Origin of the sequence: Sphingobacterium spiritivorum (assembly GCF_016725325.1) — a bacterium.
Classification (GTDB): Bacteria; Bacteroidota; Bacteroidia; order Sphingobacteriales; family Sphingobacteriaceae; genus Sphingobacterium.
In genome coordinates, this window is sequence record NZ_CP068083.1 from 3,408,590 (window position 1) to 3,434,066 (window position 25,477).

At 39.3% G+C, this 25,477-nt stretch carries 24 protein-coding genes; 14 read left to right on the top strand and 10 right to left on the bottom strand.

Annotated elements, in window-relative coordinates; all coding sequences use genetic code 11:
* Nucleotides 1-99 precede the first annotated feature (99 nt).
* From I6J02_RS14355 to I6J02_RS14380, 6 genes are all read left to right on the top strand, one after another.
* Complete coding sequence (locus tag I6J02_RS14355; RefSeq protein WP_201678542.1) at nt 100-843, top strand: RluA family pseudouridine synthase; 744 nt, start codon at nt 100-102, stop codon at nt 841-843.
* Nucleotides 844-858: 15 nt separating this feature from the next.
* Nucleotides 859-1,458, top strand: coding sequence for a TlpA family protein disulfide reductase (locus I6J02_RS14360; RefSeq protein WP_201681735.1), 600 nt, complete (start codon nt 859-861; stop codon nt 1,456-1,458).
* Nucleotides 1,459-1,499: 41 nt separating this feature from the next.
* Nucleotides 1,500-2,333 carry an orotidine-5'-phosphate decarboxylase gene (gene pyrF / locus I6J02_RS14365; protein WP_201678543.1) on the top strand — a complete coding sequence of 278 codons (834 nt, stop codon included), beginning with the start codon at nt 1,500-1,502 and terminating at the stop codon, nt 2,331-2,333.
* Nucleotides 2,334-2,541: 208 nt separating this feature from the next.
* Nucleotides 2,542-4,092 carry a glutamine-hydrolyzing GMP synthase gene (gene guaA / locus I6J02_RS14370; protein ID WP_201678544.1) on the top strand — a complete coding sequence of 517 codons (1,551 nt, stop codon included), beginning with the start codon at nt 2,542-2,544 and terminating at the stop codon, nt 4,090-4,092.
* Nucleotides 4,049-5,335 (top strand): ABC transporter substrate-binding protein, encoded by a 1,287-nt coding sequence (locus I6J02_RS14375; protein WP_236581919.1) that lies wholly within the window; start codon nt 4,049-4,051, stop codon nt 5,333-5,335. Before guaA ends, I6J02_RS14375 begins: the two co-directional genes overlap by 44 nt.
* 24 nt (nt 5,336-5,359) lie before the next feature.
* On the top strand, nt 5,360-6,532 hold the full coding sequence (locus tag I6J02_RS14380; RefSeq protein WP_201678545.1) for an RsmB/NOP family class I SAM-dependent RNA methyltransferase: 1,173 nt from the start codon (nt 5,360-5,362) through the stop codon (nt 6,530-6,532).
* A gap of 1 nt (nt 6,533) precedes the next feature.
* Here I6J02_RS14380 and I6J02_RS14385 read toward each other — a convergent pair whose 3' ends face one another.
* Nucleotides 6,534-7,007, bottom strand: a complete 474-nt coding sequence (locus I6J02_RS14385) for a universal stress protein (RefSeq protein WP_201678546.1) — start codon at nt 7,005-7,007, stop codon at nt 6,534-6,536.
* Nucleotides 7,008-7,132: 125 nt separating this feature from the next.
* Here I6J02_RS14385 and I6J02_RS14390 point away from each other — a divergent pair, with 125 nt between their 5' ends.
* From I6J02_RS14390 to I6J02_RS14400, 3 genes are all read left to right on the top strand, one after another.
* Nucleotides 7,133-7,939 (top strand): C40 family peptidase, encoded by an 807-nt coding sequence (locus I6J02_RS14390; RefSeq protein WP_236581921.1) that lies wholly within the window; start codon nt 7,133-7,135, stop codon nt 7,937-7,939.
* Between the two features lie 116 nt (nt 7,940-8,055).
* Nucleotides 8,056-8,682, top strand: coding sequence for a hypothetical protein (locus I6J02_RS14395; RefSeq protein WP_201678547.1), 627 nt, complete (start codon nt 8,056-8,058; stop codon nt 8,680-8,682).
* A gap of 66 nt (nt 8,683-8,748) precedes the next feature.
* Entirely contained in the window at nt 8,749-9,798 is a 1,050-nt protein-coding gene (locus I6J02_RS14400) for a tetratricopeptide repeat protein (protein WP_236581922.1), read from the top strand.
* Between the two features lie 85 nt (nt 9,799-9,883).
* Here the strand turns inward: I6J02_RS14400 and I6J02_RS14405 are convergent, their stop codons facing one another.
* From I6J02_RS14405 to gpmI, 4 genes are all read right to left on the bottom strand, one after another.
* A complete protein-coding gene (locus I6J02_RS14405) occupies nt 9,884-10,762 on the bottom strand; it encodes a DUF72 domain-containing protein (protein WP_201678549.1) in 879 nt (292 codons plus the stop codon).
* Between the two features lie 3 nt (nt 10,763-10,765).
* On the bottom strand, nt 10,766-11,956 hold the full coding sequence (locus I6J02_RS14410) for an MFS transporter (RefSeq protein WP_201678550.1): 1,191 nt from the start codon (nt 11,954-11,956) through the stop codon (nt 10,766-10,768).
* A gap of 198 nt (nt 11,957-12,154) precedes the next feature.
* On the bottom strand, nt 12,155-12,703 hold the full coding sequence (locus tag I6J02_RS14415; RefSeq protein WP_201678551.1) for a hypothetical protein: 549 nt from the start codon (nt 12,701-12,703) through the stop codon (nt 12,155-12,157).
* 15 nt (nt 12,704-12,718) lie between these two features.
* Nucleotides 12,719-14,293, bottom strand: coding sequence for a 2,3-bisphosphoglycerate-independent phosphoglycerate mutase (gene gpmI / locus I6J02_RS14420; protein WP_317191822.1), 1,575 nt, complete (start codon nt 14,291-14,293; stop codon nt 12,719-12,721).
* 147 nt (nt 14,294-14,440) lie between these two features.
* Here gpmI and I6J02_RS14425 point away from each other — a divergent pair, with 147 nt between their 5' ends.
* From I6J02_RS14425 to I6J02_RS14445, 5 genes are all read left to right on the top strand, one after another.
* Complete coding sequence (locus I6J02_RS14425) at nt 14,441-14,845, top strand: DUF4783 domain-containing protein (RefSeq protein WP_201678552.1); 405 nt, start codon at nt 14,441-14,443, stop codon at nt 14,843-14,845.
* A gap of 71 nt (nt 14,846-14,916) precedes the next feature.
* A complete protein-coding gene (nadC, locus tag I6J02_RS14430; protein WP_201678553.1) occupies nt 14,917-15,774 on the top strand; it encodes a carboxylating nicotinate-nucleotide diphosphorylase in 858 nt (285 codons plus the stop codon).
* A gap of 31 nt (nt 15,775-15,805) precedes the next feature.
* On the top strand, nt 15,806-16,456 hold the full coding sequence (gene plsY, locus I6J02_RS14435; RefSeq protein WP_003004220.1) for a glycerol-3-phosphate 1-O-acyltransferase PlsY: 651 nt from the start codon (nt 15,806-15,808) through the stop codon (nt 16,454-16,456).
* A 45-nt stretch (nt 16,457-16,501) separates the two neighbouring features.
* Nucleotides 16,502-17,320: a M48 family metallopeptidase gene (locus I6J02_RS14440; protein ID WP_201678554.1), complete on the top strand. Its 819-nt coding sequence runs from the start codon at nt 16,502-16,504 to the stop codon at nt 17,318-17,320.
* An 82-nt stretch (nt 17,321-17,402) separates the two neighbouring features.
* Nucleotides 17,403-17,885, top strand: a complete 483-nt coding sequence (locus I6J02_RS14445; RefSeq protein ID WP_201678555.1) for an ecotin — start codon at nt 17,403-17,405, stop codon at nt 17,883-17,885.
* A gap of 396 nt (nt 17,886-18,281) precedes the next feature.
* Here the strand turns inward: I6J02_RS14445 and I6J02_RS14450 are convergent, their stop codons facing one another.
* The 5 genes from I6J02_RS14450 to I6J02_RS14470 form a co-directional block, all read right to left on the bottom strand.
* Complete coding sequence (locus I6J02_RS14450) at nt 18,282-18,623, bottom strand: endonuclease domain-containing protein (protein ID WP_201678556.1); 342 nt, start codon at nt 18,621-18,623, stop codon at nt 18,282-18,284.
* Between the two features lie 294 nt (nt 18,624-18,917).
* Complete coding sequence (locus I6J02_RS14455) at nt 18,918-22,088, bottom strand: efflux RND transporter permease subunit (RefSeq protein WP_201678557.1); 3,171 nt, start codon at nt 22,086-22,088, stop codon at nt 18,918-18,920.
* 26 nt (nt 22,089-22,114) lie between these two features.
* Entirely contained in the window at nt 22,115-23,263 is a 1,149-nt protein-coding gene (locus I6J02_RS14460; RefSeq protein ID WP_201678558.1) for an efflux RND transporter periplasmic adaptor subunit, read from the bottom strand.
* A 23-nt stretch (nt 23,264-23,286) separates the two neighbouring features.
* The gene (locus tag I6J02_RS14465; RefSeq protein ID WP_232279630.1) at nt 23,287-24,600 is read right to left on the bottom strand and encodes a TolC family protein; all 1,314 of its coding nucleotides are present in this window, start codon (nt 24,598-24,600) and stop codon (nt 23,287-23,289) included.
* On the bottom strand, nt 24,587-25,195 hold the full coding sequence (locus I6J02_RS14470) for a TetR/AcrR family transcriptional regulator (RefSeq protein ID WP_201678559.1): 609 nt from the start codon (nt 25,193-25,195) through the stop codon (nt 24,587-24,589). The genes I6J02_RS14465 and I6J02_RS14470 overlap by 14 nt, the downstream gene beginning before the upstream one ends.
* Between the last annotated feature and the right edge of the window lie 282 nt (nt 25,196-25,477).

A 25,477-nucleotide genomic window follows, 5' to 3' on the forward strand; every position in this document is an offset into this window, starting at 1 on the left:
TTAAGCAAAACTATGTTTTAAAACCCTAATAAATGATTGTTGGCCTTATGCGCAAAGGTAAATCGCAGCTATCTCAAAGGTATTTTGTAAATTTGCAGGATGAAGCAAAGCGAAGCTAAACTCTTTAAATTTCCGAAGTTCACTGATCTGATCATTCATGAAGATGAAAATATTATTGTAATCAATAAACCTCCTTTTATAGCCTCGCTTGACGAGCGTGAAGGCGGAGAAGTCAATATACTGCGTCTGGCTAAGAAATACTATGCCGAGGCACAGATTTGTCATCGGCTGGATAAGGAGACGTCTGGTATACTTCTTATCGCTAAAAACCCTGAAACTTACCGTTTGATCTCTATAGAATTTGAAAAAAGACGGGTAGATAAAACCTATCATGCTATTATAGAAGGAACTCATATTTTCCAGGATCTCAAAATAGATCTCCCGATTCTTAATCAGGGAAATAAGAATGTAACCATTGACCGATATAATGGTAAACCTGCCAAGACGATCTTTAATTCTATACAATACTTTAAGCACTTTACGTTAGTGGAGTGCAAACCGATTACGGGACGTATGCACCAGATTCGTATCCATTTGGCGACACAACATGCGGCTATTGTAGGAGATAGTATGTATAGAGGAAAACCGGTTTATCTTTCTCAAATCAAAAAGCGTGGATTTACATTGTCAAAGGACGAAGAAGAACAACCCATCATGAAGCGCTTTGCATTACATTCCAAAAAGGTGCGTTTTAAAGTTGCAGATAAGTCTTATGAGTTTGAGGCCGAATATCCAAAGGATTTCGCTATCTTACTCAAACAGTTAGAAAAATTTGATGCTTAAGTTATTTATTTTGTGATGAATCCAAAAACTAAAAAAATTGTAATTAATGTAGTTTTCGTTGTGCTGATCGCATTGCTGGTGTGGCCGACGAGTCGTGCTTATTTTCAGCAGGGACTTATGAAAATAGGCCTGTTCAAACCTAAGCTTGAAGTGCCGAAAACACCTGACTCCATACCAGAAGGGGCTAATGCTGTTAAAGCAGGAGAACCTAACCTTGCTTTTGTGGATGCTTCCGGCAAAACTATTCAGACACATGATCTCAAAGGAAAAGTGGTGTTTGTTAATTTTTGGGCAACCTGGTGTCCTCCGTGTAAAGCAGAAATGCCGTCTATCCAAAAGCTGTATGACAAGTTTAAAAACAACGATAAAGTAGCTTTTCTGATAGTAGAAATAGAAAACGATACAGAGAAAGCACAGCAGTTTATGCAGGAAGAAAAACTGACAATGCCTGTACACTTTCCTGCAGGAGAGATTCCGCAGACCTGGTTAGGAGGTTCTATTCCAACGACATTGATACTGAATAAAGCAGGAGAAATAGTAACCAGACATGAAGGAATGGCTGATTACAGCCGTAAAGAAGTTGTGGATTTTATACAGGAACTGATTAATAAATAAGATCCTTCCTTACTTTTCAATTTTTACTTTGAATTTTTAATATGACCAGAGCAGCGCTCATTCAACAAATCAAAACAAAGCGTTCATTTCTGTGTGTAGGTCTGGATACAGATCTGACTAAGATCCCTGAACATTTACTGGATAATGAAGATCCTATCTTTACGTTTAATAAAGCTATTATAGAAGCGACAGAGGATCTTTGCGTAGCGTATAAACCTAATATTGCTTTCTATGAAAGCTATGGAGTAAAGGGTTGGGATTCTCTGCGCAAGACTTGGGAAGCTTTACCTCAGGATTGTTTCAGTATAGCAGATGCCAAGCGTGGAGATATTGGCAATACGTCAAAAATGTATGCAAGTGCATTTTTCGATCAGCAAAACTCGGGTATGAGCTTTGACTCGATTACTATTGCTCCTTATATGGGTAAAGATTCGGTCACACCATTTTTAGATTTTGAAGGTAAATGGGCTATAGTATTGGCACTTACCTCTAATCCGGGAAGTCTGGATTTTCAGAATTTTACCAATTCCTCCGGAAAACAGTTGTTTGAAGAAGTATTGGATAAAGTAAATACCTGGGGATCGGACGAGCAGATTATGTATGTAGTAGGTGCAACCCGCGGTGAAGGATTTATCAAGATACGTGAGCATGCACCGGATCATTTTCTGCTTGTACCGGGTGTCGGTGCACAGGGAGGAAGTCTGGAAGATGTCTGTAAATATGGTATGAATAAGGATTGTGGACTACTGGTTAACAGTACCCGTGGTATTATCTATGCGTCAAATGGAAAAGACTTCGCCGAGCGTGCCAGAGAAGAGGCATTGATTCTTCAGAAAGAGATGGAGCAGCAATTAGTGCTACATGGCATTATTTAAGTTATAAAAGAGTATGCAGAAAGCTGCTTTAAAATCTAAAGCAGCTTTTTTTGTATTTTTCCTTTCTTAAAGAAAAAATAAACCCATTCTGCTTTCTGAATATGTTGCTGATAAATATCTCAGCGGTAAACAGATAATTTCAAACTACTTTTGTCGTTATATTGTTTTTATAGAATCATATTTCAGTACAAATCCGTAACTTTGGCCCATGCCAGAAAAAATTATTATTCTTGATTTTGGTTCACAGTATACACAGTTGATTGCCAGACGTGTGCGTGAACTAAGTGTGTATTGCGAAATCCATCCTTTTAATCATCTTCCGGAGTTTGATGAAACAGTAAAAGGTGTTATTTTCTCAGGGAGTCCGTACTCGGTACGCCAGGAAGATGCACCACAAATAGATTTTAAATCTATTCAGGATCGTTTCCCGTTATTAGGAGTGTGTTACGGAGCACAATATATTGCACAGCAATCCGGAGGAGATGTATTACCTTCGGAAATCAGAGAGTACGGACGTGCTAATTTACAATTTGTAGATGACGCTAATCCATTATTGGTAGGAGTACCGACACAGTCCCAGGTCTGGATGTCACATGGAGATACGATCAAAGATGTTCCGGCAAACTTTAAGATTATTGCCAGTACAGATAAAGTAAGAGTAGCAGCTTATCAGGTAGAAGGTACACAGACTTTCGGTATTCAGTTTCACCCTGAAGTGACACACAGCACTGATGGTCAGGTATTGCTTAAAAACTTTGTGGTTGATATCTGTGGATGCGAACAGGACTGGACAGCTGATGCTTTTGTAGAAACTACAGTTGCAGACCTTAAAAAACAATTAGGTAATGACCATGTGATTTTAGCACTTTCGGGTGGTGTCGATTCTACTGTAGCAGGCGTATTATTGCATCAGGCAATCGGTGAAAATCTTCACTGTATTTTCGTGGATCACGGATTACTGCGTAAAGACGAATACGAGCAGGTGTTGGATTCGTATAAAAATATGGGACTGAATATCAAAGGAATCAATGCTAAAGACTTATTCTATGGCAGATTGGCTGGCATTTCAGAGCCTGAACAAAAAAGAAAGATCATTGGTGCTTCCTTTATAGATGTTTTTGATGAAGCGGCAAAAGAGATTCAAAAAGAATTACCTGAAGGAGTAGAGGCTAAATGGTTGGGACAAGGTACAATCTATCCTGATATCATTGAATCTATATCAGTAAAAGGCCCCTCAGCGACGATCAAATCACATCATAATGTGGGTGGTCTTCCGGACTTTATGAAGTTAAAGGTTGTAGAACCACTGAAAACACTTTTCAAGGATGAGGTACGTAAAGTAGGAAAAACATTGAATGTAGATCCGGCTATTCTGGGAAGACATCCTTTTCCGGGACCGGGACTGGCAATACGCATTCTGGGAGATATTACTCCGGATCGTGTACGTATCTTACAGGAGGCAGACGATATCTACATCCGTAATCTGAAAGAATCCGGATGGTACGATAAAGTATGGCAGGCAGGAACCATATTCCTTCCGGTGAAATCTGTAGGTGTAATGGGAGACGAGCGTACATATGAGCATGTGGTAAGTTTGCGTGCTGTAGGTTCATTGGACGGTATGACTGCAGACTGGATTCACTTGCCATATGATCTTCTGGCAAAAATTTCTAACGAAATCATTAATCATGTTAAAGGAATCAACAGAGTTGTATATGATATCAGTTCCAAACCGCCGGCAACGATTGAGTGGGAATAATTTACTGTTGTTAGCAGCACTTTTACTGGCTGTTACATCATGTTCTCCTAAGACTACTGGCGTACTTCGTTCACCTGATTATAAAGGTGGAAATACAGGTGCTGCAACAGAGAAAAAGGATAAAGATAAGACTACGGTTAAAGAATTGTCACCGGCAGAGCAAAAGGCGGCAGCAAAAAGGGCTATGGTAAATCAGATAGCCCTGATTCTTCCTTTCCAGCTGACTTCTGTCAATACCAATCTTTTATCTGAAAATGATGTCAAGCGTGCAGCATTGGCACTGGACTTTTATCAGGGATTTCAGACCGGATTAGATGATCTGGCAAAGCAAGGTACTAATTTCACCTTAAATGTGCTGGATTCCCGGGATGATGTAGTACGTACTACAGCTATTGCCAAATCCGATGATGTGCAGTATGCTTCATTGATTGTAGGTCCTGTTTATCCTAAAGAGATTAAAACTTTCGGTGCAAATTCTGTAAACAGGAAAATTCTGCAGGTATCGCCGCTGGCAGCTACTATGCCTACAGAATTTAATAATCCTAACCTTGTGTCACTTACTCCGCCGATACGTGTACATATGCGGGAGATGGCAAAAGAGATTATCAAGGAGTACAATACCGGAGATGTTGTCATTGTCTACAATACCGGAGATGCAGACCACAAACAGTTCCTTACAGGATTTGATACAGAAATAACAGGAGCAAAGAAAAAACTGGATGTACGTTCGGTGACGAGCATAGATCAACTGAATCAGTCACTGACACAGACAGGTAAAAATATTATTGTCACAGGTACCACAAGTGCGGTACAGCTTAGAGCATTATTGAGTAATCTGGATGCTAAAAACCTGGAATCACCTTACAAATTTGCGATTTTCGGACATCCGACATGGGATAAGTTTGACTTTAAGGCATTCAGTAATGTTGATGACTATTCGATAACGATCAGTTCTTCATTTGTACTTTCTTCGTATTCATCTGCCGTGCGTAAATTTAAGACAACATATAAGGATACTTATGGAGTAGAGCCATCAGAATATTCATTTAAAGGGTATGATGCCGCTCAATACTTTGGAAGACTGATTGCCAAATATGGTAAAGATTACGCCACACATGTAGAAAGTGAAGAATTTGACGGATTGTCTAACTCCTTTAAATTCCAGTATAATGCTGCATGGGGATATGTCAACAATGCTGTTGGTTTCTTAGTGTACCGTAATGGTGCATTTCAATCAAAATAATAACCCTTACTATTGGGTAAGCTAATGGAGGTCAACGAAAGACGTATAGGGCAGCAAATTCGCAATTTTGAACGTGCGCTGTCTTCATATCCGAATAAAGAACCGTTCTCAAGGTTTTTAACACAGTTTTTTAAAGATAACAAGCAGATGGGGTCATCCGATAGACGGATGACTTCCAGGCTTTGCTATAACTTTTTCAGGTTAGGTAAAGCAGCGTCACAACTTTCGGTTACAGATCGGGTTGTGCTTGCTGAATTTCTGTGTGAAACAGAAAGTACGGTCGTTTCTTATTACAAACCTGACTGGACTTCACGATTAGGAGATTCTGTTTCCGATAAGATCGATTTTTTGGTTAGCCAGGATTTGATAAACCGCTCAGACCTCTTTCCTTTTCAACAACATTTGTCAGCTCCTATTGATACAGAGCTGTTCCTGCAAAGTCAACTGGTGCAACCGGATCTGTTTATCCGATTGAAAAGAGGATCAGAAGCTAAAGTAAAACATATCCTTACAGAAGCAGGAGTTGCATTTGAGAATGTTCGTCCACAGACATTAGCCTTACGTAACGGAACAAATCTGCAGCAGTTGAAAGGATTATCCGGACTTTATGAAGTACAGGATCTGTCTTCCCAAAAGACGATTGATCTGATAGAAGCAAAAGATGGTGAAAGCTGGTGGGACGCCTGTGCCGCATCGGGAGGAAAGGCTCTTCTTTTTCTGGATAAATATCCATCCGTAAAATTACTGGTGTCTGATATCCGTATGAGTATACTCCGTAATCTGGATGAGCGTTTTGATTTGGCCGGAATCAAAAATTACCGTAAAAAGGTTATTGATCTTACACATGATCCGTTAACGGTACTTAATAAGGAGTTGTTTGATGGCATCATTCTGGATGCGCCCTGTTCCGGTTCCGGTACATGGGGAAGAACACCGGAGATGATATCGCAGTTTAAGGAATCCACTATCGCTAATTTCTCCGTACTGCAACGTCAGATTGCGAAGAATGTATTACGTCACCTCAAAACGGGTAAAACCTTGTTATATATCACCTGTTCTGTTTTTAAAGAAGAGAATGAGGACGTCGTTAACTTTATCTGTGAACATCTGGGCTGTGAGCTCGAGGAAATGGTTACATTGAAGGGGTACGAACAGCAGGCCGACACCATGTTTGCGGCCCGGTTACGTAAAAAGTAACTTATTCTGCTTTTCCCGGAATCACCATGACCGGACATAATGATTTGCGTATTACACCTTCAGATACACTTCCTGAAATAAAATGATCAAATCCTGTACGGCCATTTGAGCCCATTATAATCAGATCAGCAGCCCATTCCTGTGCTACAGAGAGGATTTCCTGTTTGACAGAGCCCACCTTGTTGAACACAAAAACTTCATTCGCTTCTTCAAATTCCCGGCTTATTCTTTCCAGAAATTCCTGAGCTGATTTTTCCTGTATCTCCGTAACTTCAGGTACAATAATCGGTTGTTGTCCCAAAAGCGGATCTGCGCCATAGCTCGCTGGTGTCGCGGGTGGAACTACTGTAACTAAAGCAATAGAAGTTTTTAATAATTTAGTAACTTCTTTTGCATACTCAATAGCTTTTAATGAGCAAGGACTATCGTCGATCGCTACAAGAACACGTTGGAATTTTGGATGTACTGTAGTCATAATATTTCGTTTTAAAGGATTATCTTCGTAGGAATAAAACATATGAAATAAGCATTTTGTTTCATATCTATATAATTTGTTTTTAGCAATGAACAAACATAGATATACGGTATCAAGATAACTGTATGTTTAGTACTGTTCTACAGACTATTGATATTATGGCTTTTGGAATCTGTAATCTTTCTATTGTACCCTTGAGGGCAGAAGCTGCACATCGCAGTGAAATGGTATCACAATTATTGTTTGGAGAATGCTTTGAGGTTCTGGAAGAAACCGCAGACTGGGCATATATAAAAACAGACCTCGATAGCTATGAGGGCTGGTTACAGTTGGGGCAGTTTGCCTATGTCTCAATAGAGGAGTACAGCTCACATTATTCTTCAAAACGTCTGTTGGTGGGACTATCAGGGGCTTATGCTGTTTCAGGCTTTGTACGCATACAATTAGTACATGGCACTTACGTGTATACCGGTCAGGATAATACAATGAAAATCGGTGCTGTGAACTATAATATTGAAGGTGATGTATTTGAACCGGATACGAATTCCTTCGGGACAGAAATAGCCGCAATATCCCGTGCATACGAAGCCGTTCCGTATCTGTGGGGAGGGCGTTCAAAGGCTGGTATAGATTGCTCCGGGTTCTCGCAATTAATGTACAGACATTTTAATCTGCAATTGCCCAGAGATGCATATCAACAGGCTGAACAGGGGAATACTGTAGATTTTCTTCCTGAAATAAAAGCCGGAGATCTGGCCTATTTTGATAATGCAGAAGGGCGAATTACTCATGTCGGTATTATGTTGGATAGTGAACGTATTATTCATGCCTCTGCCAAAATAAGAATTGATAAGATGGATTCTGAAGGGATTTTTAATAAGGACTGGAATAAATACACGCACAGGCTGCGCATTGTAAAACGATATATATAACATTATTATCATTAAAATCAGTGATAAATGAATTTATCACTGATTTTAATGATAATAATGTTTAGTACAATAAATAATCAGGAATTTTTATTTAAAAATTACATCATTTGACTGGAATGAATTTTAAAATTATAGTGCCTTTTCTTCTTACGGGTATTTGCTTTTTAGCAGGGTGCCAATCTAACAGTAATATTAAGAATACAAGTCAATCGGATACGGCTGTTGCCTTAAAAGCAGATTCAATAGCTAAAAAGGATACGATAGCAACTGCAGTAGATGACTGCATCTTCGACAATGATATGAAACGATTGACAAAGGATGCTGTCTTGGAATTTGATCCTGCTCTCAAAGGTAGCTGGGATACCACTACTCATCAGCTTACTGTCAACCTGCGTAATGGCGACCGTCTGCAACTGATGATTGGAGGTTGCAATCATTTTATATATGATGCTTATCTGGAAACAGATATTCCATTTGAAAATACATCCGAATTGCTCCAAAAAATGGTTTGGATTACCTCTTCATTTTTCGGAAAAGGTTATGGCGAAGATTATCAGCGAATAGTAGATAACAAGCAATACAAACTGAGCAGAACGGAAATAGATGACAATAAGGATACTGTGCATTATTATGAGATTACCGCACCTTCTCCGGAAGTGGACAACATGATCAGAGAAGGCTTTTATTTATATGATAAAGGGCGTACAGGTGCAGCAATACATGTTTCGTTTTATATGAATTAAGAGCTTTCTTACAAAAGTTTTGAGTATTTTTGAAGTATGGATAACCTGGATGATCAAATTTTAAGATTGAAAAAACAATTCAAGCATTTAGGTCTGGATCAGAATATATCTTTTCTCCTGACGGGTTTATATTTGTTTCCTCTACCTGAAAACAAAAGAGAATATCGTATTAGCATGGTTGATTCTCCTGCGATTTCTCTGGCGGTATCAGCTATAAACTGTTATACCAAAGACGATCTGGAAGGAGCACATGGTTACTATACAAAAGGAATTGAGGAATTTGCTGAACAGCCTTTTTTTCATGCTTGCCGCAGTTTGTTGAATTCTCTGATGGGAGACGATGAGGGTGCTTTTTATGATTATCAGGTGGCTAAAAAACTTGATTTCAATTATTATTCCTTTTTTGAGTGGCTGGAGCAACGTGAATTCGAACACGAACATCTTGATAATAATGATCAGCTGAGCGAACTGAATCTACTGGTCAAACAGGAACCTTCTAAAGTCAATCATTTGATCAACAGAGCACTGGAGAAAGTATATTCATTCTCGTATTGGGGAGCTTTGGACGACTATACACTTGCCATTTCCTTACAACCTGAACTTGCTGAATTATATGTATATCGGGGAGCATTGCAGACCCGGCTTTTGCGCTATGACGATGCTTTATTCGATTTTGACAAGGCAATTTTATTAGCACCGGATAATTTTCAGGCGTATATATATCGGGCTAAATTATTTGTAGCAATTGGAATGAGTGAACTGGCTTTAGAAGATTTCAGGTATGCGGAAAATCTGCAGCATAATAATGCTGTTGTTTTTGAAGAGCGTGCAACCCTGTATGAAAAGACTGGAAATCTGCAATTAGCTAAACTGGATTATGACCGATGGATCAGTCTCACAGAAGAAGATTTTTATCCCTATACCTTACGTGCAGAGCTGCTGGAGAAAATGGAAGATTGGGTAGGGGCTTTGCAGGATTATGATCATGCTATACGTCTCAATCCGCATTATTCTGATCTGTACCAATACCGGGCGTCCGTGAAAGAAAAGCTGGGAGATGAAGAAGGGGCACGTATAGATCTCAGGAAATTTGAAGAATTAGAGCAGGAAGGTTAATCGAACTTCCAGTATACAAAAAAATCCTTGCTTGAGAATACAGCAAGGATTTTTTTGTATCAGCACCATTTGGCTAATAATAGCATTAAAATAATTCGTTCTTTCGGGGACTGCGGATATCCAGATCAAAGGTATCATTCAGTTTTTTGATAAAATGATTGGCGAGAAGGGGAGATTCCACTTCAATATTTTGATGAATAAAGAAATACAATTTCTCTAATCCTGCTGAACGCCACTTTTTGATCACCTCTATCCATTCATCCAGTCTGCTGTAATCACTGCTGTGATTGGCTCCTACATATCGGATAAATGCTGTAGGTGTGGTCATTCGCATATGCAACATATCTCTTCTCCCTGCAGTATCGACCAATACATTGGATACCTGATATTGCTGTAAAGTCTTGTAAAGTTTCTCCCGCACTTCCGGATCTGAAAACCATTCCGCATTACGCACCTCGACAGCCAGAGGAATACCCTTCGGAAATTCACGGACAAAATCTTCCAGACGCTGAAAATCTTTCGGCTTGAAATTATCAATCATCTGCAGGAAAACCATGCCCAGTTTTTCTTCAAACAGTGCAACAGCATCTGTAAAGGCGGTTACTTTCTCACTGGTGTTAAGCAATCTGCTGTAATGACTGATGGATTGCGGAATTTTTGGAAAGAATTTAAAATCTGCAGGAGTTTTTTCTTTCCATGTCTCCACCTGTTCTTTTGAAGGAGAGTTGTAAAAAGTAGCATTAAGCTCAATGCTGTTAAATTGAGTAGAATAGTACGCTAATTCGTCTTTTGTACCACGTGGATAGAAGCCTTTCAGATCTGTTTTATTCCATTTTGCACAACCAATATACACTTCAAATGGCTTGCTGTTATCTCCCTTACTCAATACTTCCAGTGTTTCAGGAGGAGTAGAAGGAAGAGAAAAATCTATATCTTCCGGATTATTTACCTGACCAAATTTCATATGCTATACTGTTTTATTATTAATCTTTTTATCAAATACCAGATGTGCTGCCAATGCTAATGCGGTAAAGAAAGTACCAACGACTACCACACCTGTCCATTGCTGATATTTCCAGGCCTGTGCAGCCAGATAGGTGCCAGTTGATCCGCCTATAAAATAGGTGACCATATATACCGTATTCAGTCTGTTATTTGCTCCGAGATTGAGTGCAAAATAGCTGGACTGATTCATGATATGCATAGATTGCAGACCTAAATCTACCAAAATAATTCCAATGATCAATCCCACATAGGTATAGCCGCCAAAGTAAAAGACAATCCAGCTTACAATCATCATAATAATTGCATACAGAATAATCTGAAAAGAAGTAAATCTTCCTGTAAATCTGCCTACAAAGGCAGCACCCAAAGCTCCGGCAGCTCCTACGAGGCCAAACGAACCTACCACCGCAGGACCATCGTGGAAAGGAGCCCCTTCCATATGAAAAACAAGTGTAGTCCAGAATGCGCTGAACCCCGCAAATCCCATTGCGCCTCTGAATGCCGCTAATCTTAATACGGGCTGTGTCCGTGTCAACCGGACTAATGACTTCATCAGGTCCTTATAGGAGCCGGTAAAAGATGGGCTGTTTCCCGGAAGTTTAACAGCGATCAGTATACCTAATACGACCATACAGCCTGCAGCAGCCCAGTACATTTCCCGCCATCCGAAATAATCCCCTATAATGCCGCTGACAACCCGGGATAGTAAAATCCCGATCAGCAGACCACTCATGACCATTCCTATAGCCGAACTTCTTTTATCAGGACTGGCCAGTTCTGCTGCCATGGGAACAAAAATCTGAGGTACTACAGATGTAAAACCTACCATAAAGCTCAACGGAAATAACCAGTCAACAGATTTAGTCATCGCCATTCCGATAAGCGAGGCAATAATAAATATAAAATCAATCAGGATAAGATTACGACGTCTGACCATATCACCCAAAGGAACAATAAACAGAAGTCCGCAGGCATAGCCGATTTGCGTCAACATGGCGATATTGCTGATCCTGGCTTCTGACACATCAAAATCTTTCGCCATCAGAGCGAGTAAAGGTTGATTATAATAATTATTTGCGACTACCAGTCCGCTTCCTATAGCCATGAGCCATAGTAGAGAAGGAGTAAGTTGGGATTTTGTATTAATACTCATGTTTTTGTTTTTCAATTCTGTTTTTCAGTTGCCGGACGGCAAATCAGCAAAAGCTGACGTTTGAGCTGATAAAATTACTATTTAAAATGTCCAATTAAAGTAAAGTTAGAATATCAATAGGTGAAGTTTTAAGATTAAATAAGAAAGCCTCCCCGGATCAGGAAGGCTCTCATAAATTTTTACTCGAAAGATCAGGACTTAGAATTTACCTGATACATGGTAGCTATTCTCTCCCATCAGTTTAATGTGTTGTTTTTTAGCTATTACATAAGCTGAATCTACTGTGTAAGTCAGATTTTCTTCCGTGCTATATAAGATATTGTTCGTGATCTTTTCAATCTGAATAGCTTTCACTTCACCCTGATGATTTTCTCTTATAATAATCTTCTGGACAGAGAGACCTGGTTGTAAGGCTGTATAGATAATATCACAATCTCTGTTTTCGACTTTATACAATCCTACATTCGCCCTTTTATTGATATCTGAAGAGGTAAAGGCTGAAAGTTCATTCTCCCAATTCTTAATTTTTACGGATTTGCTTTCCTCTTCATCATCCTTAGCAACTGTCTTGGATATGAGCGGATTCTCTTTTTGTAACCTTGCGGTCTCGGAACGAAAAAAACTATCCAGTGAAAAGTAATACTGGTCACTTCCGCTATTTGTTTTAGAAGCAGGCTGACTACAGCTCGTTAAGCATAAAGCACCGCATCCTATCACCATCAGTACTTTATATACAAGATTATTCATTTCTATGTTGTACGATTAACTAACCAGTATATCACCTGACATTTCTACCGGAATCTCTACACCTAATATTTTCAATATGGTAGGGGCGATGTCTCCAAGCTTGCCATCCTTTACATGTTTGTAATCCTGATCAATCAGTATACAAGGTACAAGGTTCGTGGTATGTGCTGTATTGACAGATCCATCCTCATTGATCATAAATTCCGAATTACCATGATCTGCAATTATAATGAAAGAATATCCCAGTGTAAGCCCCTTTTCTACCACTTGTTTAGTACAGGAGTCCACTGTCTCCACAGCTTTTACTACAGCCTCGAATACTCCGGTGTGACCGACCATATCCGGATTAGCAAAGTTGAGACAGATAAAATCAGGATGTTGTGTTTCCATATCATTTACGATAGCATCCGTAATTCCCTGAGCACTCATTTCAGGTTGTAAATCATAAGTCGCTACCTTTGGCGAAGGAATCAATAAACGGTGTTCTCCGTTAAATTCTTTCTCACGACCTCCGGAGAAAAAGAAAGTAACATGGGGATACTTTTCTGTTTCAGCAATACGGGTTTGTGTTTTGTTATTTTTCTCCAATACTTCTCCCAATGTTGCAGTTAGATTATCTTTTTGGAAAACTACTTTAACATTTTTGAATGTATCGTCATACGATGTCATCGTTACGTAATAAAGATCCAGTGCATGCATGTTATATTCCGGAAAATCCTTTTGCGTAAGTGCAATGGTAATTTCACGGCCACGGTCCGTTCTGAAATTGTAGCATATGACAACATCACCCGGCTTGATCACAGCTTTTGGTGTACCGTCAGCATTGGTGATCACGATAGGCTTTACAAACTCATCCGTTATCTGGTTGTCATATGATTGCTGAATAGCTTCAATAATATTATGGGTAGCTGTGCCTGTACCATTGACCAGCAGGTCATACGTTTCCTTTACGCGTTCCCATCTGTTATCTCTGTCCATTGCATAATAGCGACCTATAGCTGAAGCCAGAGTACCTGTAGAATGCGTTAAATAATCCTGCAGATCTTTTACATAGCCTATACCGGAATTTGGATCTGTATCACGTCCGTCTAAAAAGGCGTGTACAAAAACCTGGTCACTGGTTAACCCGGCGTGTTGGGCTGCGTCACACAATCCTTTCAGATGTTTGGTGTGTGCATGTACACCACCGTCTGATAAAAGACCAATAAAATGTACATTCTTACCATTCTCCTTCGCATATTTAAATGCGTCCTGAATAATGGTATGGGTGTTAAAAACTCCTTCACGGACAGCTTTGTGTATACGGCCCAATTCCTGGTAAACCACACGTCCTGCACCCAGGTTCATGTGTCCTACTTCAGAATTACCCATCTGTCCTTCCGGCAGTCCCACAGCTTCTCCTGAAGCTTCTAATTTAGCATTAGGGTATGTCTTTAATAAATAATCTAAATATGGGGTATTTGCGGCTATTACCGCATTTGAATCATCTTGTTTGCCATATCCCAGTCCGTCCAGGATTAATAGCGCTACTTTTTTTGTACTCACATACAAATATAACTTATTATATGTCTTTTTTTTAATGTAATTCATGTTTTTTGAATTTGAAATGTTAATATTGGCGAACTTTAAATTAATGGCATACTTTTGGTGCACAACAAAATGAGAAAAGTGTCTTTGGGTTAAATTGATATTTAATTACTTAATTATTAATATTTTTCTGTTAAATATAAGCGTGTAATGAAGAAATGGATTATAATGGCGACAATAGTTCTTTCATTCCTGAGCAGTTTTGCCAGAGGATGGGGACAGGATATTGCGGAGGATATTTTAAGTAGTCTCCGGGCCGGTAATTCCAAGGATCTGGCCAGGAATTTTGCCAGTACAGTGAGCGTTGCCGTGAAACAGGAAGACGGTGTTTATTCCAAATTTCAGGCCGAATTGATATTAAATGAGTTCTTCAGACAAAATAAACCTTCTTCTGCACGGATTATGCAAAAAATGAATTCCAATTCTTCAAATGCATACTATGTATTTTCGTTAAAGACTCAACGGGAACAATACCGGGTCTTCACTAAATTAATCGAAAATAACGATGTCCTTTATATATCAGAGATACGGTTTGAACCTGTTCCTGTAAAATAGATTTGTTAATTTCTTTTAGAATTTAATTTATTTCCTCATCTTCGTGCTACCTTATCGTGCGTTATTATAATATGGATAAAGAATTTGTCGAAAAGTTAGCTGTTTTTGTTAGGGAATCCTTACAAGAGGATGTTGGCGATGGTGACCATACTACATTATCAACCATTCCCGCTGGACAGCAGGGAGAAGCCAAATTGTTGGTTAAGGAAGATGGAATTCTGGCTGGTGTGGAAGTTGCCCGTAAACTTATTGAAATAGCAGATCCTTCCTTAAAGATCAAAACATTATTAACGGACGGAAATGCTGTTAAGGTAGGAGATATTGCATTTTATCTGCAGGGAGACATACATAGTATCCTTAAAGTTGAACGACTTGTGTTGAATGTGATGCAGCGGATGAGTGGAATCGCTACCCGCACACACGAGTATGTTTCGTTACTGGAAGGGACAAAAACAAAAGTTTTAGATACCCGTAAGACGACTCCTTTGTTGCGTTTCCTTGAAAAAGAGGCCGTGAAGATCGGTGGTGGTGTAAATCACCGATTCGGATTATACGATATGATTCTGATCAAGGATAATCATGTTGATTATGCAGGAGGTATTACCAAAGCACTTACTTCTGCGGAAAGTTACCGCCAGCAATTAGGAAAAGAAATACAAATAGAAATAGAAGTACGCAATCTTAAGGAACTGGATGAAGTACTGACATTCGGATCCGTTGATCGCGTAATGTTGGATAATTTTACACCGCAACAGGTAAAAGAAGCTGTAGATATTATTCACGGCAGATTGGTTACGGAAGCTTCAGGTGGAATTACTATTGATACGATACGTGCATATGCAGAAGCAGGGGTGGATTATATTTCTGTAGGAGCTTTGACCCATTCCGTGAAAAGTCTTGACCTAAGTCTTAAAGCTAAACTTATTTAATTATATTAGGACTATCTATTAAAAGAAAGTAATGATTTCAATTTACCTGTTAGGTATCGTAATATTGGCATATTTGTTTGGCTCCATACCTACAGCTGTATGGTTGGGACAGGCGTTTTATGGTGTGGATGTGAGAGAATATGGGAGTGGGAATGCCGGAGCGACCAATACCTTTCGTGTATTGGGACCAAAAGCAGGTAGTGCTGTCATGTTTATAGATATTCTAAAAGGATGGACAGCCACGAATCTGCCACATTTATTGGATCCTACTATTGTAGGCATGCCGGAAGCCCCTCAATTTGTTAACTTTCAACTGGCTTTAGGGGTAATTGCTGTATTGGGACATTTGTTTCCTATTTTTGCGGGCTTCAGAGGTGGTAAAGGTGTAGCCACTTTATTTGGAATGGTACTGGCCATTCATTTACCAGCAGCTTTATGTTGTGTAAGTGTATTTATTCTCACTTTACTGATTACACACTATGTGTCGCTGAGTTCTATACTTGCCGGTTTTACCTTTCCTTTTAGTATTGCTTTTATTTTTCATACATCAGTTCCTTCCGTTTTATTGTATGGAATAGCTATTTGTGCACTTATTCTGATTACCCATCAGAAAAATATTGAACGACTTCTCAAAGGGCATGAATCCAAGATTTATTTGTTTAAGAAAAAAAATAAGACTTGATTTTAGGCACAAGAATTGAGAAGTATTTCTGTAAACAAACACGCCATGAATAATCTATACAAATATACAAGCATGCTCTTAGTCGGGGCTACACTTGCAGGCTGTTCTACAGTGCCTCTGACTGGACGCAAACAATTAAGTCTTGTCAGCGATAGTCAGGTAGAGCAACAGGCTGCCGCTTCCTATAAAGAATTTTTAGGTTCAGCTTCTACAAAAGTAATTACGGGAACAGGTAATGCTGCAATGGTAAAAAAAGTAGGAAACAATATAGCAGCGGCCGTAAATAGCTATCTGACTGCTCAGGGAATAGCAAATCAATATAATTTCAACTGGGAATTTAATCTTATTCAAAGTGATGAGGTCAATGCCTGGTGTATGCCTGGTGGTAAAGTGGCCGTCTACACAGGTATCCTGCCTATTACTGTTAATGAAGCCGGACTGGCTACTGTAATGGGACATGAGATTGCACACGCAATCGCTAAACACTCCAGTGAACAGATGAGTAATCAGATATTGCTGCAGACAGGAGGACAGGTTGTAGGTGCAGCTACTTCAGGTAAAAGTGCAATCGTACAGAATGTTGTAGGTACACTGTATGGAGTAGGAGGACAGTTAGGTATGCTTAAGTATTCCAGAAGTAATGAATCTGAGGCCGATCGTTTAGGATTGATATTTATGGCAATGGCCGGATATGATCCGCAGACTGCAGTAGGTTTTTGGGAGAGAATGTCAAACGGAAAAGGCCCGGGTACTCCTGAGTTTATGAGTACGCACCCCAGTGATGCCAGACGTATTTCAGATATACAAAAACTGCTGCCTGAAGCAAACAAATATTATAAGAAACAAAGAGTACTTAAATTATAAAAAAAAGCCGTCATATGACGGCTTTTTTTGTAGCTTTTTCTATCCGGAAACCGTTATAAGAGTATAATAAATAATAAGTGTTATGATAAAATTTTTTAAACTTTTAACAGTATTGATTTCATTAGGAACAGCAAGTGTATATGCACAGCAATCTGTAAGCTCTTCTGTAAGTATGTTCCCTAAAGCGGAGAAAGGACAGATGCAATATATCATTGATGTACCGCATTCTGATAAGGATAACTTAAAGAAAATAGAATTTTTTGTTGGAAAAGTAATGGAAACTGACGGATGTAACAGCTACGGTTTAGCGGGTCAGTTTGAAGAGAAGGATTTACAGGGCTGGGGATACAACTATTATGTGTTTACTACAAATGGAAGTGTCCGTAGTACGATGATGGCTTGTCCGGATGCTAAGAAAATTCAGCAGTTTGTTTCTTCTGAAAGTAAAATGGCTCGTTACAACGGAAGATTGCCCATTGTAATCTATGCTCCGGAAGGATATGAAGTCAGGTATAAAATTTATACAACCGATGAAGAGACTTTCATTGGTAAAACAGTGAAATAAGTTATTCTTTTTCATCAAAAAAATAGGCTGTATCAAATAAACATTTGATACAGCCTATTTTTTTGAAATGGTATATATCCATATTAACTTTTAGGAACTTCACCCTAACCCTCTCCTTAAAAAAGAGAAGGAATTGTTTGTGCAAAGACGATATAATAATTTTTCTCTCCTTTTTAAGGAGAGATGCCTAAAGGGCAGAGAGGTTAATTATAAAGTTCAGAACCTCACCCTAACCCTCTCCTTAAAAAGGAGATGGAATTGTTTGTGCAAAGACGGTATAATAACTTTCTCTCCTCTTTAAGGAGAGATGCCCGAAGGGCAGAGAGGTTAATGATATACGTTTAGAATCTCTTCCTAACAAGTCGGAATAAGTTCTCTTTATACAGTAGAAGAGGATTACGATTGCTTTATATGATCTAATAAATACAGAAGTACTACTTCCGGATTTTTTAAAACTGCTTCGTTTTCTATCCTGATTACTTTATAACCCATTGATCTTAGTTTTGTATCCCGCTCATAATCATAGTTAGATTGTCCAAGATTATCATGAATACTTCCATCCAATTCGATAACTAGTTTTAGTTCTGGACAATAGAAATCAACAATATAGTTATCTATTGTATGTTGTCTCCTGAATCTTAATCCATTTAGTCTATGAGAACGAACCAAATTCCAAAATGTAGCTTCTGCAGGTGTCTGGTTTCTGCGAAGTTGTCTTCTAAATGATTTTGAATCCATAAACAATTGATTTCGATTAAAGATAATCAATATATTCAATCTCTTTTGGGGTATCTGATTGTATTTGAAGGTTTAAGAACCTCACGCTAACCCTCTCCTTAAAAAGGAGAGGGGATTGCTTGTGCAAAGACGATATAATAACTTTCTCTCCTTTTTAAGGAGAGATGCCCGAAGGGCAGAGAGGTTAATGATAAAGTTCAGAACCTTACTCTAGCACCTTTCACTGTACTTAAAACAGCAGAAGCCTGATCGTTAACGACCAGGCTTCTGCAAACTATAAGAACTATTAATTGTTTAATGGGCACTTAGATTTTTAGCTTTTTCTTCATCAAAATTAGCTTCAAGTTCGGCTAATTTTTTCTTTCCATATGCCATACGTGTAATGACAACAAATAGCACAGGTACAATAAATATAGCTAAGAATGTAGCTGCAGCCATACCTCCGAATACCGTCCATCCAATTGTCTGACGTGATACAGCACCCGCACCAGTGGAAAGCATCAGTGGGATAATCCCCAGAATAAATGCAAGTGATGTCATGATGATCGGACGTAAACGTAATTTGACTGCATCTAATGTTGCTTCGATCAGATTCATACCGATATCGACACGCTCTTTGGCAAACTCTACGATCAGAATCGCATTTTTAGCTGCAAGACCGATAATCGTAACGAGACCAATCTGAGCAAAGATATTATTATCCAGTCGCGGAATCAGAATCAATGTCAGAATCGCTCCGAATACCCCTAAAGGTACAGATAGGAGGATAGAGAATGGTACTGACCAGCTTTCATATAAGGATGCTAAAAGTAAGAATACAAAGAGTATACAGAGTGCAAAGATCATAATCGTCTGTGATCCCGATTGTTTCTCCTGCAAACTCAATCCGGAGAACTGATAGTCATAGCCATTAGGTAATGTCTGTGCAGCGACTTCTTCTAATGCTTTTAATGCATCTCCGGAACTATATCCGGGAGCCGCACTACCCGATACCTCAATACTTCTGAAGATATTATAGTGATTGACGATCGATGGACTGGTCGTCAGTTCATAACTGACTAATGTAGCCATCGGTACAGAAGATCCGGCTGCATTCCGGACATAAAGTTTGTTGATATCTTCTATGCCCATGCGATATGCTGTATCTGCCTGTGTAACCACACGGAAGTTACGACCATATTTCGTAAAATCATTGACGTAACTACTACCAAGGTAAGCCGCTATAGTCGAATAGATATTAGAAACAGGAACCCCCATTCTTTTCGCCTGCTCACGGTTTACGTGAAGTTTGTAGTTAGGCGAGTTCGAACTGAACAGGGTATAGGCCATACCGATCTCAGGACGCTGATTAGCAGCAGCTAAGAATTTACCTACCACACCCTCAAATTCTTTGATATCTACAGTTTGCTGATCTAACAACATCATAGAGAAACCTCCGGATGTACCAAGACCAGGGATTGCTGGAGGTGTTACCGCAAGAATACGGGCTTTTTGATATCCCATATATTTTTGCATAATAGCACCGGTAATCTCTGCTGCTGTACGTTTACGGTCATTCCAGTGTTTCAGGGAAACGAAGAGTGTTGCACCATTTGGTTTAAATGCACGGTTAAGGATATTGATACCCGAAATGGTTGTTACGTGATTGATCTCCGGGAAATCTTTCTTTAAGTCAGCTTCCAGTTCGTCCAGCACCTCATTTGTACGGGCAGATGATGCTCCCTCAGGTAATGTAACCCCGGCAAAGAACATACCACCATCCTCTGAAGGAATAAAGCCTGTAGGTTTGGCATTAAACATCCAGCCTGTTCCCACAAAAATACATAAGAGTATAATCAGTACCAGAGGTGCCTTACGGATACATTGCTGTACACCTTTGGAATATTTGTTTGTTACTTTTTCAAACCATACGTTGAATTTGTAGAAAAACTTATTTAATCCTCTGGCTTCTTTGTTAACGGATGTTGGTCTCAGCATCAATGAACATAGGGCAGGAGTAAGGGTCAGAGCTATAAATGCAGACAACATTACAGATACGGCAATTGTAATGGCAAACTGTTGATAGAGTTTACCTACCATGCCCGGGATAAATCCTACCGGAACGAATACGGCAGAAAGAATCAGCGCAATCGCAATAACTGGAGCCGTAATATCTTTCATCGCCCGACGGGTTGCTTCTTTAGCATCCAGCTTATAATGATCTATATAATGCTGGACAGCTTCCACGACGACGATGGCATCATCCACTACGATACCAATCGCAAGTACGAATGCAAGCATCGTCAGGTTGTTGATAGAGAAACCAAACAGCAGGAAGAATATAAATGTTCCCACAATAGAAACCGGGATTGCCAGTACTGGAATTAATGTTGCTCTCCAGCTCTGCAGGAAGAAAAACACAACCACCGTTACTAATAATAAGGCTTCTAAAAGGGTATGAATAACCGATTCAATAGATGCGTTTACAACTGAAATAGTTTCATAACCGACAACGTAATCCACATCATCCGGGAATGATTTTTTCAACTGCTCCAATGCTTTGTAGATACCGGCAGCTGTTTCCACGGCATTACCTCCCGGAGTCTGATTGATCATCATACCGGTAGATACCATTCCATCTGTCTTGGTAGAAGTACTGTAAGAGAATTGTCCCAGCTCTACACGGGCTACATCTTTCAACAGTACAATAGATCCGTCTGTATTGGCTTTGACAATGATGTCTTCAAAGTCTTCTACATTGGAAAGATCTCCATCTGTCAGGATAGGGTACTCGAATACAGTAGAAGATTCCTGAGGGCGTCCACCCACACTACCTCCCGGCATACGGATATTCTGTTCCTGAATAGCATTTGATACATCAGCAGGTGTAAGTCCAAGGTTTGACAGTTTGTTTGCATCTAACCATACCCGCATAGAGAATGGCTGTCCGAATACAGTCGCATCACCCACACCTTTAACACGCATAATCGCATCTTTGATGTACAGGTTGATATAGTTGGATAGAAACTTATCATCTCTTGTTCCTTTAGGAGAAACTAAAGAAACCAACATCAGGATATCTGTATTTGCTTTACGTGTAGTTACACCCAGACGTCTTACGGCTTCCGGTAAGGATGGTTCTGCAATACCTACACGGTTTTGAACGTCAAGTGTAGCAATATCAATATCTGTACCTACTTCAAAGGTTACAGTGATCTGCGACTGACCGTTTGAGGTACTGTTTGAGGACATATAGATCATCCCCGGAGTACCATTGATCTGACTCTCAATAGGAGTGGTTACCGTTTGTTCTACAGTCTGCGCATCGGCACCTGTATAGTTCGCGGTAACGGATACTGTCGGAGGAGCAATGGAAGGGTATTGACTTATCGGCAGTGTGGCAACGGATATCGTTCCCAGAATCGTAATCAATATTGATATTACGATTGCCGTTATGGGTCTTTTTATAAAAACTTCTGAAATCATATATTAATCGTTAAATGAGGATCGTATTACCCTTTTTTAGGAGCTGCACCATTCTCTGTTCCTTTACTTTCAGTTACTTTAACACCAGGCTGGAGATTCATTACTCCTTCAATAATTACTTTATCACCCGGAGTAATTCCTTTTTTGATTACAATTCGGTCACCAATTTTGGTTCCCAGTTCGACATGACGGATCTCAGCTTTGCTGCTGTCACCTACTACGTATACATTGAAGACTCCCAGTTGTTCCATTACAGCTTTGTAAGGGACAACAAGCTCATTGCTGGCAGACTCTTGTTTTATACTAAGTGTCAGGTTCATGCCGGCTACCAGACTTCTGTTTGCATTGCTGAATGCCGCCCGTACTTTTAATGTTCCTGTATTAGGGTCAATAGCACGGTCAACTGTGTGAATGGTTCCATGTTCAGGATATTCAGTTCCATCTGGCAAGGTTAACGAAATAGCGGATGATTTGTGGCTATTTCTAAGTGCTGTGAATTTGCTGATATCTTTTTCGTTTACCTGAATTTCTACTGCGATAGGATCATTAGATGAGATCGTATTCAGTAATGTAGTTCCGGCAGAGACCAATGCTCCTGCACGTACCTGTGAAATCCCTACCGTTCCGGCAAAAGGAGCTCTGATTACTGATCTTGCCAGGTTTGTATTAGCTGTTGTCAACGCAGCTTTTGCAGAAGCCACCTGCGCTTGTTGATTAGCCAGGTCTGTCTTAGCATAGTCTAATGTCTGTTTAGCGATCGCATCCTGCTGAGCAAGTTTTTCGTAGCGTTTCAAATCGGTCTGTACACGGTCATAATTAGCCTGTGCGATATTCAGATTCGCTTTTGCCTGATCTACTGCGGCAGTATAGCGTATACCGTCAATTTCATATAATTTTTGGCCTTTTGAAACAACAGCTCCATCAGCAACATATATATTAGTGATATAACCATTAACTTCCGCACGTAGTTCTGTTTCATTCAATGCGACGACAGAAGCCGGATAAGTAATATTACCTGTTACAATTTCTTCGTTAACAACAGCTGTAGTAACCGGAACTACCCGTTCAGCAGGTGCCTGTGCAGCGCCTTGCTGTTTAGCATCCTTATTCCCACATGATTGCCACACAAGTGCAGAACCAATAAAAAATGCCGTTAATAAATGTCTCTTATTCATGATATTGTCGATTTCTTAAGTGATTAATTCGTTTGTATATTTCCCAATGCTTTTTGAACATCCAGTTTGCTGGACAATAATGCATATAAGGCATTCAGATAGTTGAGTTGACTTGTTTTTAAATCAGTCTCTGCTGTCATCAGATCCAGATAAGTCTTGATCCCTTCATCATATTGAAGTTTGATTGTGTTATAGACTTCTTTGGAAAGGTCAACATTGTCTTTTGATGTTTTCCAGTCACTCAGATTTGCGTTGTAAGAAGCCTGAGCAAGTGAATACTCCGTACTGATCTGGTTATTCAGATTCTGAATATCCCAATCTATCCTTGCTTCCTGAAGTTGGGATTTGTTGATTTGATTTTTTCTTTTAAATCCCTGGAAGATAGGAAAAGTCAGATTAAGACCTACAGTAGATCTCGGAAAGCTGTCATTATACAGGTCTCCGAATTTATCATTACGGTAATCAAGTCCATAATTAATAAATGCACTAAGACTAGGCAGGTAAGTCCATTTATAATACTGCGTATTTAACTGTTGTAATTTTTTCGCAGTTTCTAATTGCTGGAATTCTATACGCTTACTGTTATCCAGTCCTCCTGTAGTATCTAAAAGTATTTCAGTCTCCATATTCGCATTGTCAAATGATAGCGTCAACGGATCTTTTATGTCCAAAGCCAAAAGTTGCTTCAGGTAGTCATACTTATATTTGCGCAGTTCAACTGTTCGTTTTTCATCCGCTCTAGCATTACTCAGCGCTATTTGGGCACGTTTGAAGTCCGTCTTATCCACCAGCCCTACTTCATATCTCACTTGCGCATCCTTCAATTGTTTGTCCAGTCTGATGATATTTTCCCTGACAATGTTGATCTGCTCTTCACTTGTCAGAATATCATAATATGCTTTACTGACGTCCACTACAGTATTGATACGGACATTTTCTGTATTCTGTTTGTTGGAGAGTCTGGTCAGTTCAGCTGCTTTAGAAGCCTGCATAAGGGCAGGATTTAGTAACTGCTGATCGGCCTGCAGCGTCAGGTTACTTGAGTTTTTCTGTCCCATGACAACAGTTTGTCCGCCAAAAGCATTGGTTGGTATTTTAAGGTTATGATTATAATTACCGGTCAATGCCAATTGTGGATACCAGCCGGAAAGAGAGATATCTATATCTTTCTCACCGATGGCTTCATCTATTTCGGCTTGTTTGATAGAAATTTTGTTCTGCAGCGCATAATCTATAAGCTGTTGCAGAGTAGCCTTTTGAGGCACTTGCTGTGCAAACGCCCAATTGAAAAGGGCAGTGGTGGCTAGGATGGATAATATAATTTTATTGGACTTCATATTTATTTTCATTTGAAACACCATCCCAAACAATCTGGATCAACTGATTGAAGTGTGTTTCTGTGTAATTTACTTTTGCGTATAGTATGATTCTTATTGTAGATGTAGCGACTCCAATGTAGGAGGTTAATAATATATTGATATCTAAATCTTTAAGTTGTTTCGATTTAACTCCTTCAACAAGGAAATCATGTATATTGTTTTCACTAATAGCGCTATGTCTGTATTTTTCTTTAATATTCTCCATATAAGGAGAGGAATAGAACTGCTCAAGAAAGCCAAACATGTCCGGTTGCATTACTCCGTAATGAATAAACCGCTTCCATATGGTAAAAAATTTTTCTTTATAATCTTTAATATTACTGATATTTTCAAAGATGTGTGCATTCAAAAACTTTTTACATTCCAGATGAAGTGCTTCTATCAGACAATCCTTAGATGGAAAATAATGATAGATAGTACCTGTAGCAACCTGAGCAGATTTTGCAATCATACTCATTGAGGTACCATGGAATCCATGCTCTCCTATAAGTGCTATAGTCGTATTGAAGATAGCAGCCTTTTTTTCATTTATATCTCTAAACCGAACGTTCATTCGGTAGCAAATGTAGATAAAATTACTTTCACAAAATGTCAAAATAATGTTATAAAGATCATCTTTAATAGAATTTAAGATTTCTTAACAATTTCTTTATTTATAGGCCAATTGTAACGTTTTGGCTGTTTTTGAAGTAATAATAATTGCTAATGACTCTACCTTGACAGAAAGAAACCGTAGGCCTGAAAATATTTAAAAAAAACATTTGGAGTGAATTGAAATAAGCTGTACCTTTGCAGTATCATAATTTAGGTTTATAATTGGTTAGTAAAGGTTTCC

Excerpts from the sequence above, each read along its gene's own strand:
- I6J02_RS14410 (WP_201678550.1), bottom strand. The coding sequence starts at position 11,956 with ATGAGTATTAATACAAAATCCCAACTTACTCCTTCTCTACTATGGCTC.
- I6J02_RS14385 (WP_201678546.1), bottom strand. The coding sequence starts at position 7,007 with ATGACTACAGTACATCCAAAATTCCAACGTGTTCTTGTAGCGATCGAC.
- I6J02_RS14380 (WP_201678545.1), top strand. The coding sequence starts at position 5,360 with ATGGAGGTCAACGAAAGACGTATAGGGCAGCAAATTCGCAATTTTGAA.
- I6J02_RS14360 (WP_201681735.1), top strand. The coding sequence starts at position 859 with ATGAATCCAAAAACTAAAAAAATTGTAATTAATGTAGTTTTCGTTGTG.
- nadC (WP_201678553.1), top strand. The coding sequence starts at position 14,917 with ATGGATAAAGAATTTGTCGAAAAGTTAGCTGTTTTTGTTAGGGAATCC.
- I6J02_RS14390 (WP_236581921.1), top strand. The coding sequence starts at position 7,133 with ATGTTTAGTACTGTTCTACAGACTATTGATATTATGGCTTTTGGAATC.
- I6J02_RS14455 (WP_201678557.1), bottom strand. The coding sequence starts at position 22,088 with ATGATTTCAGAAGTTTTTATAAAAAGACCCATAACGGCAATCGTAATA.
- I6J02_RS14460 (WP_201678558.1), bottom strand. The coding sequence starts at position 23,263 with ATGAATAAGAGACATTTATTAACGGCATTTTTTATTGGTTCTGCACTT.
- I6J02_RS14465 (WP_232279630.1), bottom strand. The coding sequence starts at position 24,600 with ATGAAGTCCAATAAAATTATATTATCCATCCTAGCCACCACTGCCCTT.
- I6J02_RS14395 (WP_201678547.1), top strand. The coding sequence starts at position 8,056 with ATGAATTTTAAAATTATAGTGCCTTTTCTTCTTACGGGTATTTGCTTT.
- I6J02_RS14405 (WP_201678549.1), bottom strand. The coding sequence starts at position 10,762 with ATGAAATTTGGTCAGGTAAATAATCCGGAAGATATAGATTTTTCTCTT.
- plsY (WP_003004220.1), top strand. The coding sequence starts at position 15,806 with ATGATTTCAATTTACCTGTTAGGTATCGTAATATTGGCATATTTGTTT.
- I6J02_RS14440 (WP_201678554.1), top strand. The coding sequence starts at position 16,502 with ATGAATAATCTATACAAATATACAAGCATGCTCTTAGTCGGGGCTACA.
- I6J02_RS14445 (WP_201678555.1), top strand. The coding sequence starts at position 17,403 with ATGATAAAATTTTTTAAACTTTTAACAGTATTGATTTCATTAGGAACA.
- guaA (WP_201678544.1), top strand. The coding sequence starts at position 2,542 with ATGCCAGAAAAAATTATTATTCTTGATTTTGGTTCACAGTATACACAG.
- I6J02_RS14415 (WP_201678551.1), bottom strand. The coding sequence starts at position 12,703 with ATGAATAATCTTGTATATAAAGTACTGATGGTGATAGGATGCGGTGCT.
- I6J02_RS14470 (WP_201678559.1), bottom strand. The coding sequence starts at position 25,195 with ATGAACGTTCGGTTTAGAGATATAAATGAAAAAAAGGCTGCTATCTTC.
- I6J02_RS14450 (WP_201678556.1), bottom strand. The coding sequence starts at position 18,623 with ATGGATTCAAAATCATTTAGAAGACAACTTCGCAGAAACCAGACACCT.
- I6J02_RS14355 (WP_201678542.1), top strand. The coding sequence starts at position 100 with ATGAAGCAAAGCGAAGCTAAACTCTTTAAATTTCCGAAGTTCACTGAT.
- pyrF (WP_201678543.1), top strand. The coding sequence starts at position 1,500 with ATGACCAGAGCAGCGCTCATTCAACAAATCAAAACAAAGCGTTCATTT.
- I6J02_RS14425 (WP_201678552.1), top strand. The coding sequence starts at position 14,441 with ATGAAGAAATGGATTATAATGGCGACAATAGTTCTTTCATTCCTGAGC.
- I6J02_RS14375 (WP_236581919.1), top strand. The coding sequence starts at position 4,049 with ATGATATCAGTTCCAAACCGCCGGCAACGATTGAGTGGGAATAATTTA.
- gpmI (WP_317191822.1), bottom strand. The coding sequence starts at position 14,293 with ATGAATTACATTAAAAAAAAGACATATAATAAGTTATATTTGTATGTG.